9 protein-coding genes are annotated in these 8,810 nt (G+C 63.7%); 4 read left to right on the top strand and 5 right to left on the bottom strand.

The features are described 5' to 3' along the window. Positions 1 to 1,214: acyl-CoA dehydrogenase family protein (locus ENZ75_RS11975; protein ID WP_164887788.1), on the bottom strand; the 1,214-nt coding region annotated here is incomplete at its 3' end. A 214-nt stretch (positions 1,215 to 1,428) separates the two neighbouring features. On the opposite strand from ENZ75_RS11975, the gene ENZ75_RS11970 reads away from it, so the two are divergent. Both ENZ75_RS11970 and ENZ75_RS11965 read left to right on the top strand, forming a co-directional pair. Next, complete coding sequence (locus tag ENZ75_RS11970; RefSeq protein ID WP_128278113.1) at positions 1,429 to 1,647, top strand: hypothetical protein; 219 nt, start codon at positions 1,429 to 1,431, stop codon at positions 1,645 to 1,647. 246 nt (positions 1,648 to 1,893) lie between these two features. Next, positions 1,894 to 3,003: a glycoside hydrolase family 25 protein gene (locus ENZ75_RS11965; protein WP_032809930.1), complete on the top strand. Its 1,110-nt coding sequence runs from the start codon at positions 1,894 to 1,896 to the stop codon at positions 3,001 to 3,003. Between the two features lie 13 nt (positions 3,004 to 3,016). On the opposite strand, the gene purD is transcribed toward ENZ75_RS11965, so the two are convergent. Beyond that, positions 3,017 to 4,294: a phosphoribosylamine--glycine ligase gene (gene purD, locus ENZ75_RS11960; RefSeq protein WP_063170188.1), complete on the bottom strand. Its 1,278-nt coding sequence runs from the start codon at positions 4,292 to 4,294 to the stop codon at positions 3,017 to 3,019. A gap of 301 nt (positions 4,295 to 4,595) precedes the next feature. Further along, the gene (locus ENZ75_RS11955) at positions 4,596 to 5,411 is read right to left on the bottom strand and encodes a phytanoyl-CoA dioxygenase family protein (RefSeq protein ID WP_013532814.1); all 816 of its coding nucleotides are present in this window, start codon (positions 5,409 to 5,411) and stop codon (positions 4,596 to 4,598) included. Positions 5,412 to 5,500: 89 nt separating this feature from the next. Here ENZ75_RS11955 and ENZ75_RS11950 point away from each other — a divergent pair, with 89 nt between their 5' ends. Together ENZ75_RS11950 and ubiA are read left to right on the top strand one after the other, a co-directional pair. Beyond that, positions 5,501 to 6,412, top strand: coding sequence for a LysR family transcriptional regulator (locus tag ENZ75_RS11950; RefSeq protein ID WP_063167661.1), 912 nt, complete (start codon positions 5,501 to 5,503; stop codon positions 6,410 to 6,412). A 68-nt stretch (positions 6,413 to 6,480) separates the two neighbouring features. Then, the gene (gene ubiA / locus ENZ75_RS11945) at positions 6,481 to 7,464 is read left to right on the top strand and encodes a 4-hydroxybenzoate octaprenyltransferase (RefSeq protein WP_063170187.1); all 984 of its coding nucleotides are present in this window, start codon (positions 6,481 to 6,483) and stop codon (positions 7,462 to 7,464) included. Between the two features lie 167 nt (positions 7,465 to 7,631). On the opposite strand, the gene ENZ75_RS11935 is transcribed toward ubiA, so the two are convergent. Together ENZ75_RS11935 and ENZ75_RS11930 are read right to left on the bottom strand one after the other, a co-directional pair. After that, on the bottom strand, positions 7,632 to 8,198 hold the full coding sequence (locus tag ENZ75_RS11935) for a DUF6101 family protein (protein ID WP_013532817.1): 567 nt from the start codon (positions 8,196 to 8,198) through the stop codon (positions 7,632 to 7,634). A 186-nt stretch (positions 8,199 to 8,384) separates the two neighbouring features. Beyond that, positions 8,385 to 8,810: FAD-binding oxidoreductase (locus ENZ75_RS11930; RefSeq protein WP_245481148.1), on the bottom strand; the 426-nt coding region annotated here is incomplete at its 5' end.

Here is an 8,810-nt window from a genome sequence, read left to right as displayed (position 1 = left end):
ATATCGGTCGAGAACGCCTTTGCCAGCGGCGTCAGCAGATTGGCGCGGTCGCGCCAGTGGGCCGCCTCGTCACCGGCGGAGACACCGGCCATGTCGATGGCGTGGGCACAGGAATAGCTGATGGCGCGCGCGGTTTGGGTCAGCGCCTTCATGGTCAGCAGGTTACGCTGGACATCGGGGTGATGGACGATCGGCGCCATACCCGTGCCAGTGTAGCTCGCGGCCTTGCCCTGCCGGCGTTCATTGGCATAGGCGATCGCCTTCTGCGTTGCGGCTTCCGCGACCGCTACCCCCTGCATGCCGACACAAAGCCGCGCATTGTTCATCATCGTGAACATGCAGGCGAGGCCCTTGTTCTCCTCGCCGATCAGCCAGCCGATAGCGCCGGGCTTGGCGCCCTGGAAACCATCGCCATAGATCATGGTGCAGGTCGGCGAGGCGTGGATGCCGAGCTTGTGCTCAAGTCCGGAACAGAAGACATCGTTGCGCGCGCCGAGCGCGCCATCGTCGCCGACCAGGATTTTCGGCACCAGGAACAGCGATATGCCGCGCGTGCCGGCCGGCGCATCCGGTAGCCGCGCCAGCACCAGATGGATGATGTTGTCGGTGAAATCGTGCTCGCCATAGGTGATGAAGATTTTCTGGCCGAAGATGCGGTAGCTGCCGTCACCCACCGGCTCCGCGCGGGCGCGCAAGGCGGCGAGGTCCGAACCGGCTTGCGGCTCGGTCAGGTTCATCGTGCCCATCCACTCGCCGGAGACGAGCTTTCCGAGATACTTTGCCTTGAGGTCTGTGGAGGCGTGTTTGTCGAGCGCTTCGACAGCGCCCATGGTCAGCGTCGGGCCGATGCCGAAGGCCATGGCGGCGGAGTTCCACATTTCGAGCGCGGCAACGCCAAGCATGGTCGGCAGCGCCTGGCCGCCATATTCCTCAGGCCCGGAGAGCGCGTTCCAGCCGCCATCGATCCAGCGGCGATAGAGTTCCTTCCAGCCGGGTGGTGTGGTGACGGCAGCGTCCTTCAGCACGGCACCTTGCCGATCGCCGATCGTGTAGAGCGGTGCGACCTCTTCAGTGGCGAAGCGGCCGGCCTCGCCAAGAACGGCATCGACCAGGTCATCGCCGAGATCGCCGAACCTGCCGGCATCGAGCGCCGATTTCATGCCGGCGACGTGCTTGAGCGTGAAGGCGATATCCTCGACCGGTGCCCTATACATGCCGCTTACTCCTTCCGATGCATCGGTCCTGCCGACCCTAGAGCCAGCGCCGCTGCAAAACCACCCGCCGTATCAGCGCTCTCCCATCTTCTTTTTACGTAAACGTCAAATTTTGTCACGCGGATTTTGCAATCGCGGCGGCGCGTATTAAGTTCAATCCATGCCGGATCAAGTCGACCGGCGACGGATCAGAACCAGCCAACCGGAACAGCCCATGCTTGCCAGACCCGACGCCTATCGCTGCATCGAATGCGGCCTGCCCTATCGAGCGGAGGGGTTCTGCTACCATGGCGGCAGACTGAACCACGGGGCCGCCTACTGGTCGGATCGCGGCATATTATGCTCGCCGCAATGCTCACTCGCCCACCACCGCAAACGCGCCGCCGAGGGCACGCTGCGGCAAGAGCCGGCTCCGGACCCGTTTGAATTCTAGCAGCTGATGCGTCGCCAGCTTTTCTGAAGTCAGCCCCGAAAGTACTTCCTTAACCATAGCCGTTCAGGATTTGTCTTTGATCAACGGGGATTCCCTGTTTTGAAAAGGACGGCGCGTCTCCTTCGCCGCTTGAAGAGTGTCGTGCCGACGCCCTTCAAGCCATTGTTTCCTCCGCATGTCGTTGCCCCAAAACCGCTGCACACTTTTGGGCGACATGCGCTGGCGCTTCTCGCCTTGGCGGCGACGATGGCGCTGTCCACGGCGGCAAAGGCTTCGGATTTTTCCGAACCCTGGAAGAACGCCGACCGCGCTTTGGTGGTCGATGCCTACGAATACAATTCCATCGGTTGGGCCCAACTCGCCACCGACAAGCGGGTCGTCGGCTTCATCAACAAGGCCTCCGACGGCATGCCGCCGCCCTATTTCTGCCTGGGCAACGACATTGAGGTGAAGCTTTGCAAGGCGCTGTGGAAACGCCATGCGGTGACGCGCGAACTGTTCCAGACGCGCCGGGTGGTGGCCAAGGCACTCGGCCTGAAATGGGGCGCCTATCACCTTGCCCGCCCGGGCAATCCGGTCGAACAGGCCAACAATTTCCTCGATTTCGCCGAGCCTGCGCCCGACGATCTCATGGCTCTCGACATTGAGGGCAATGATCCCTCGCAATGGATGTCGCTCGACGATGCCGAGGAGTTCGTCCGCCAGGTGCATCGGCGCATCGGCCGTTTCCCGGTGCTGTACACCAACGGCAAGACCGCCCAGTACATTGCCGACAACAGCTACCGATACCGGCTCCTGTCGCGGCTGCCGCTCTGGTATGCCCGCTATAAGTCCGACATCGACGTGCATTTTCCGATGGGCAACTGGCAAGGCTACGCACTGTGGCAGTTTTCGGCGCAAGCCAATTGCGGCCGTTTCCGCTGCCCTTACAGGGTTGCCGGCACGCCTAACGACATAGACGTCAATGTCGCGCCGACCGACGCCGCCACGCTGCGCGCGCAATGGCCGTTCGGCGGGCTTATCGACGTGCCGCCGGACTATCTCGCCTCCATACCGCTGCCGGTTTCACGCGAGGCCGGCCTCGCCGGCAATGTCACCATCACCTATGCGTCTGTGGCCGCGCCGCCGACTTTCGAGGACATGGTCGCAGCGTTGGGCACACGCTGGTCCCGTTTCCGCGACGGCTTCCGCATGCCGGTCGTGAAGACGGTGCCCCGGAGACCGAGTTTCGGCATTGTCCAATATGTCGCCTGGAAGCGGACCGAGCGGCGTTCGCCCGCACAACTCGACGCTGCGTTTGCCGCTGCCGATCCGCTCAGCACCGCTTCGACCGAACTCGACCGCGGCCAGCGGTAAGCCAACGCGGACTTCAGGTTCCCTGTTCGCGCGCCACCGCCTGCCAGCCGATATCGCGGCGGCTGAACCCGTCCGGCCAGTCGATGCGGTCGAGCGCGGCATAGGCTCGTTTCTGCGCCTCGCCGACCGTGGCGCCTGATGCCGTCACGTTGAGGACGCGGCCGCCATTGGCCACCAGCGCGCCGCCATTGATGGCGGTGCCGGCGTGGAAGACCTGGACGCCGTCGCTTGCCGCGTCTTCGACGCCGCGGATGACCGAGCCTTTTTCCGGCGTGCCGGGATAGCCTCTCGCCGCCATCACCACGGTCAATGCCGCCTCGTCGCGCCAGCGCACCGAAGTATGTGCCAACTGGCCGTCGGTTGCCGCGTTGAGCAGGACCAGCAGATCATCCTTCAGCCGCATCATCAGCACCTGGCATTCCGGATCGCCGAAGCGGGTGTTGTATTCGATCAGCTTCGGCCCCTTGTCGGTGATCATCAGCCCGGCAAACAGCACGCCGGAGAAAGGCGCGCCCAGTTCGGCCATGCCGCGCATGGTCGGCTCGATGATCTCACGCATGGTGCGCTCGACCAGTTCCGGCGTCATCACCGGTGCCGGCGAATAGGCCCCCATGCCGCCAGTGTTCGGACCGGTGTCGCCGTCGCCGACGCGCTTGTGATCCTGCGCGGTGCCGAAGGGCAGTGCGGTGGTACCGTCGCAAAGACAGAAGAAGCTCGCCTCCTCGCCGGTCATGAATTCCTCGACCACAACTTCCGCGCCGGCGGCGCCGAAGGAACCATCGAAGCAGGCATCGAGGGCTGCCTGTGCTTCACTGAGCGTCATGGCGACGGTGACGCCCTTGCCGGCAGCGAGCCCGTCGGCCTTGATGACGATCGGCGCCCCGGTCTTTTCGACATAGGCCCTGGCCGAGGCCAGGTCACTGAAACGGCCATAGGCGGCGGTCGGGATGTTGTAGCGGGCGCAGAGGTCCTTGGTGAAACCTTTCGAGCCTTCCAGCTGTGCCGCTGCCTTGGAGGGACCGAAGACGCGGATATTTTCGGCGCGCAGATCGTCGGCAATACCGGCGACCAGCGGGCCTTCCGGACCGACCACGACGAGGTCGATTTTTTTCTCCCGGCAGAATGCGGTGACCGCGGCGTGATCGGCGATGTCGAGCTTGACCAGTTCGGCCTCGCCGCCAATGCCCGGATTGCCGGGGGCGGCATAAAGCTTCGTCAGCAGCGGCGACGCGGCGATCTTCCAGGCGAGCGCATGTTCGCGGCCGCCGGAGCCCAGAAGAAGAACGTTCATGGCCACCTCTTGATGCCGAAATTCTGCTCTGGCGGCCATCTGATGGCGTTTTCTGCGCTTCCCGTTCTACTGCGTGCAGTAGAACTGAGCTCACGGACCAAATGTCCGCTCCGCTGCGGTTCTCGAAACCACCACCATATGACTCGCCAGAGCGAATTTCGAAACAGTCTCTTGGAGACCCGCTATTGCTCTCCGGGCGACGGGTCAAGGCATCAGGGTGTTTAGATCGCAATTGCGCACGGGAACGTTATCCCCGCAGAAAATTGGCGGCGGATACCGCCGCCAATTTTCTGGCGATTCGCTAGGCGGAGAAAACCACCGGAAACCAGTCCTCGCGCAGCCTCTCGCCCGGCTGCATGCCGTGGCCATGATAGGGCGGCGAGGTGCGGCCCGGCCGCTCGACATAGCGCGCATCGTCACCGACCCAGCGCAGCGACAGCGCCCGGCGCCGCGCCGCGGTCATATTGCCACGCGCGCCATGCGCGGTCCTGAAGTCGAACAGGATGGCGTCGCCCGGCTCCATTTCCCATTCGAGCACCTTCATCGAAGGGTCCTTGTCGGGATCGGGCACCGGCAGATAGTCGCCCTCGCCGGCATAGAAATTGCTATCGTCGAGCCAGCGCACCGGCAGGATCATCTTGTCCCATTTGTGCGAGCCGGCGATCAGCCGCAGCGTCGCCTCTTTCACCGGGTCGATGGGTATCCAGAAGCTCACCGTCTGTTGGCCATCGACGAAATAGTAGGGGATGTCCTGATGCCAGGGCGTCGGCTTCTGCGTGCCGGGTTCCTTCACCAGCACATGATCATGGAAGAACTGCGCGGTGCGCGACTGCATCACCGCCGCCGCCAGTTCGGCGGCGGGTGAGTCCCGTACCAGGCTGACGAATTCGGGGATGCGCTCCCAGTTGCAGTAGTCATCGAAGAAACTACCGCGACCGTTGGCTATGTCGGATGCGGTGGCGCTGCGGTTCTGCATGTTGCGTTCGATGCCGGCGGCAATCGTGTCGACCCAGCCCTTGAAGGCGCCGCGAATGCAAACAGCGCCGTCACGCTGATAGTCGGCAATCGTGGACGCGCCGATCCTGGTGGCGTCGAGGGTGGCAGTCCGGGAAGCCATGGCGTTCTCCTCTTGGAATAAAGCCACTATCGCAACATCTATTCATTCGGTAAAATAATAACTATCGATCTGACATATAGAGTGCCTCTATGAGTGTGACTTTCACGCAGCTGCGCTATCTGGTTGCCGTGGCGCGTCACGGCAGCGTCACCGGCGCGGCAAGGATGCTGAACGTCTCTCAGCCGTCGATCTCGGTGGCCATCGACGCGGTCGAAAAGAATTTCGGCCAGAAACTGTTCGTCCGCCAGCGGGGAAGCGGCGTGTCGCCGACATCGTTCGGCCGCGCCGTCGTGGCCAAGGCAAGGCAGGTTCTCACCGAAACGGAGGAACTCATCGGCCTGGGTTCAAGCAAATCGGCTGTCAGCGGCGAGTTGGTGTTGGGATGCTTCGAGGATCTGGCGCCTTTCTTCGCGCCGGCTTTGATCCGCGCCTTCTCCGAACGCTATCCGGCCGTCAAGATCGTCGTTCGCGACGAGACGTTCGAGACGCTGGGTCGACGGCTGGGTGACGCGGCCATCGATCTCGGCCTGACTTATGATCTCAGCCTGCCGACGCATTTCGCCCGCATCCTGCTGCGTGAACTTCGCCCGCACGCGCTGTTGCCGGCAGGCCATGCCCTGGCGGATCGCCCGTCGGTCAGCCTTGCCGATCTGGCCGCCTATCCGCTGATCACCACCGACCAGCCGCACAGCTGGCAGCATATGCTCGACCTGTTCCGCAGCCGCGGCCTTTCGCCTGTGGCCGACATGACGACAAGCTCGTTCGAACTGCAACGGAGCATGGTCGCCAACGGCTTCGGCGTTGCGGTCAGCTACACCCGCCCGCATGGCGACCGCAGCTATGACGGGCTGCCGCTCATCTGCAAGCCGCTGTCGGATCCGCTGCCCATGCAGCGGATCCTGCTTACCTATGACACGCATCAGCGTGTGTCGAATGCAGCGCTGGCCTTCGTCGAGGTGGCCAAGGACTGGTTCGCCACCCGCGACATCTTTGCCTCGTGAAAGGCTGACGGGCGCCGCGTCTCCGCTTGCCGCTTGACGGTTTCCGCCGCTGCTGCCACTCCATGGGCATGGAAACCATCCAGTCGAAAGCGGCCCAGGGCCGTGTCGCCGATGCGCCGAACGGCCATTGGGTCTACCGCGTGCTGCCGCGCTCGATATGGCCCTATGCGCAGCTTGCGCGGTGGGACAGGCCGATAGGCTGGCAACTGCTGCTGTGGCCGTGCTGGTGGTCGGCGGCCTTGGCGGCAAGCGCCTATCCGCGTCCCGGCGACCCGCTGCTCTCACTGCTGCCGGCGCCTTTGTATCTTGTGCTGTTCCTGGTCGGGGCCATCGCCATGCGCGGCGCCGGCTGCACCTACAACGACCTCGTCGACGAGGACATCGACAACCAGGTGGAGCGCACGCGCTCGCGACCGCTGCCGTCAGGCAAGGCGACGCGCCGGCGGGCATGGCTGTTTCTCGTCCTGCAGGCCCTGGTCGGCCTCGTCGTGCTCATCCAGTTCAACAGCTTTGCCGTCCTGCTCGGCATCTGCTCACTGGCGGTCATCGCCATATATCCGTTCATGAAGCGGATAACCAACTGGCCGCAACTGGTGCTCGGCCTTGCTTTTTCCTGGGGCGCGCTGATGGGATGGGCGGTCGAGTTCGGCGATCTCGATGGGCCTGCTGTCATGCTCTATATCGGCTCGATCCTGTGGGTGATCGGCTACGACACGATCTACGCGCACCAGGACAAGGAAGATGACGCCATTGTCGGCGTGCGCTCGACGGCACGCCTGTTCGGCGACAACACCAAGGCCTGGCTGGCCGGACTTTATGGCGGCGCGCTGATCTGCTTCGCCATCGCCTTCGCGTCGGCGCAGGCGCCGGTGGTGGCGCTGGCCGGGCTGATCGCCGCCGGCACCCATATGGCGCGGCAGATCGCCGTGTTGGACATCGACAATCCGGACCAATGCCTGCGCCTGTTCAGGTCGAACAACCAGGTCGGCTGGCTGATCTTCCTCGGCCTGATCGGCGGCGCTGTGTGGGTGGCTCTGAAGCCGCTGGTTTAGCGGGCTTTTTCCCTTCTCCCCTTGTGGGAGAAGGTGGATTGGCGCGCAGCGCCAAGACGGTTGAGGGGTGCTGGACGGAGTGCCGGCGTTGCCAAGCTGGAACACCCCTCATCCGACCGAGCTTCGCTCGGCCACCTTCTCCCACAGGGGGAGAAGGAAGAACCTTCCTACTCCCGCGAAATAATCTCCTGGCCGTCGACGACCAGCCTGAGACCGAGGTCGCCAGCTCTGCGGCGAGCGAGGAAACGCGGGCGGCGCGTGTTCGAAATCCGCCCCTTGCGCCGATCCTGCGGCGGCAGCGTCTTGATGGCGGCGCCGAGCGATTCTTCCAGGGTGCGGGCAACGCCGTCCGATTCGATGAGCAGCATCGGCAGGCGGTAAGCGTCGGCCCAGGCGCGCCAGTCGGCTGCGACATCGTCGAGATCGTCGGCCACCAGCAGCGGCACCGACAGCATCGGGTCGTTGTGCAGGAGTTCCAGGGTCACCGTGACATTGCCGTCCGGATCCTCCATGGCGCGGGCGGCAACGCCGCGGAACGCATTGGAAGGCAGAACGATGATCGCGGGCAGGCCGCTCATCTCGAGCAAGCGGCGGATCACGGCGCCGCGCTGGTCGATGGTGAAGGTTACATCGCCGTAGTCGTCGCGAGTCGCGTAGCTCACCACTTGCGGCAGGCGGAATGGGTCGAGACGCATGTTGCGTCCCGCCCAGACTGGCTTCAGTCCGGTGTTCATAGAGTGGCCTTCCTGTCTGTCTCCTGAGAGCCGGTGTCCGGTTCTCTCCGGGCCGGTTTTTCCAGCCTCGTTTGTATGGAGACAGTAGCGCGGGCTCCTTACCGCCCCGCTTAAGAAAGTCGGTTAAATTTTGCTGATCTCAGGGATGGTTATCGGAATCCCACCAGCCACAAGATGTCGAAAGGATCAGATAACCTTACCCGGATTCATGATGCCGGCCGGGTCGAAAGCGGCCTTCACCCTTCGCATCAGATCGATCGCCATCGGCGGCGCGGTGGCGATCAGTTCGTCGCGCTTCAACTGGCCGATGCCATGCTCGGCCGAGATCGAACCGTGCAGGCTGCGCACCACATCGTGCACCGCCTTGTTCATGGGGTGATAGAGAGCGAGGAACGCCTCATCGTCGCCGTCGACGGGCCGGGAAATGTTGTAGTGGAGATTGCCGTCGCCCATATGGCCGAAGCAGACCACGCGCGCGCCGGCGCTCACCGACGCCACCGCGCCGGCGGCTTCTTCGATGAAACGCGGGATCGAGGCGATAGGCACCGAAATGTCGTGCTTGATCGAGGCCCCCTCCGGTTTCTGCGCCTCGGGCAGCAGCTCGCGGAAATT

Source organism: Mesorhizobium sp. M7A.F.Ca.CA.002.04.1.1, assembly GCF_004022805.1.
GTDB classification, from domain to species: domain Bacteria; phylum Pseudomonadota; class Alphaproteobacteria; order Rhizobiales; family Rhizobiaceae; genus Mesorhizobium; species Mesorhizobium ciceri.
This window is presented reverse-complemented; position numbering and strand designations above follow the sequence as displayed.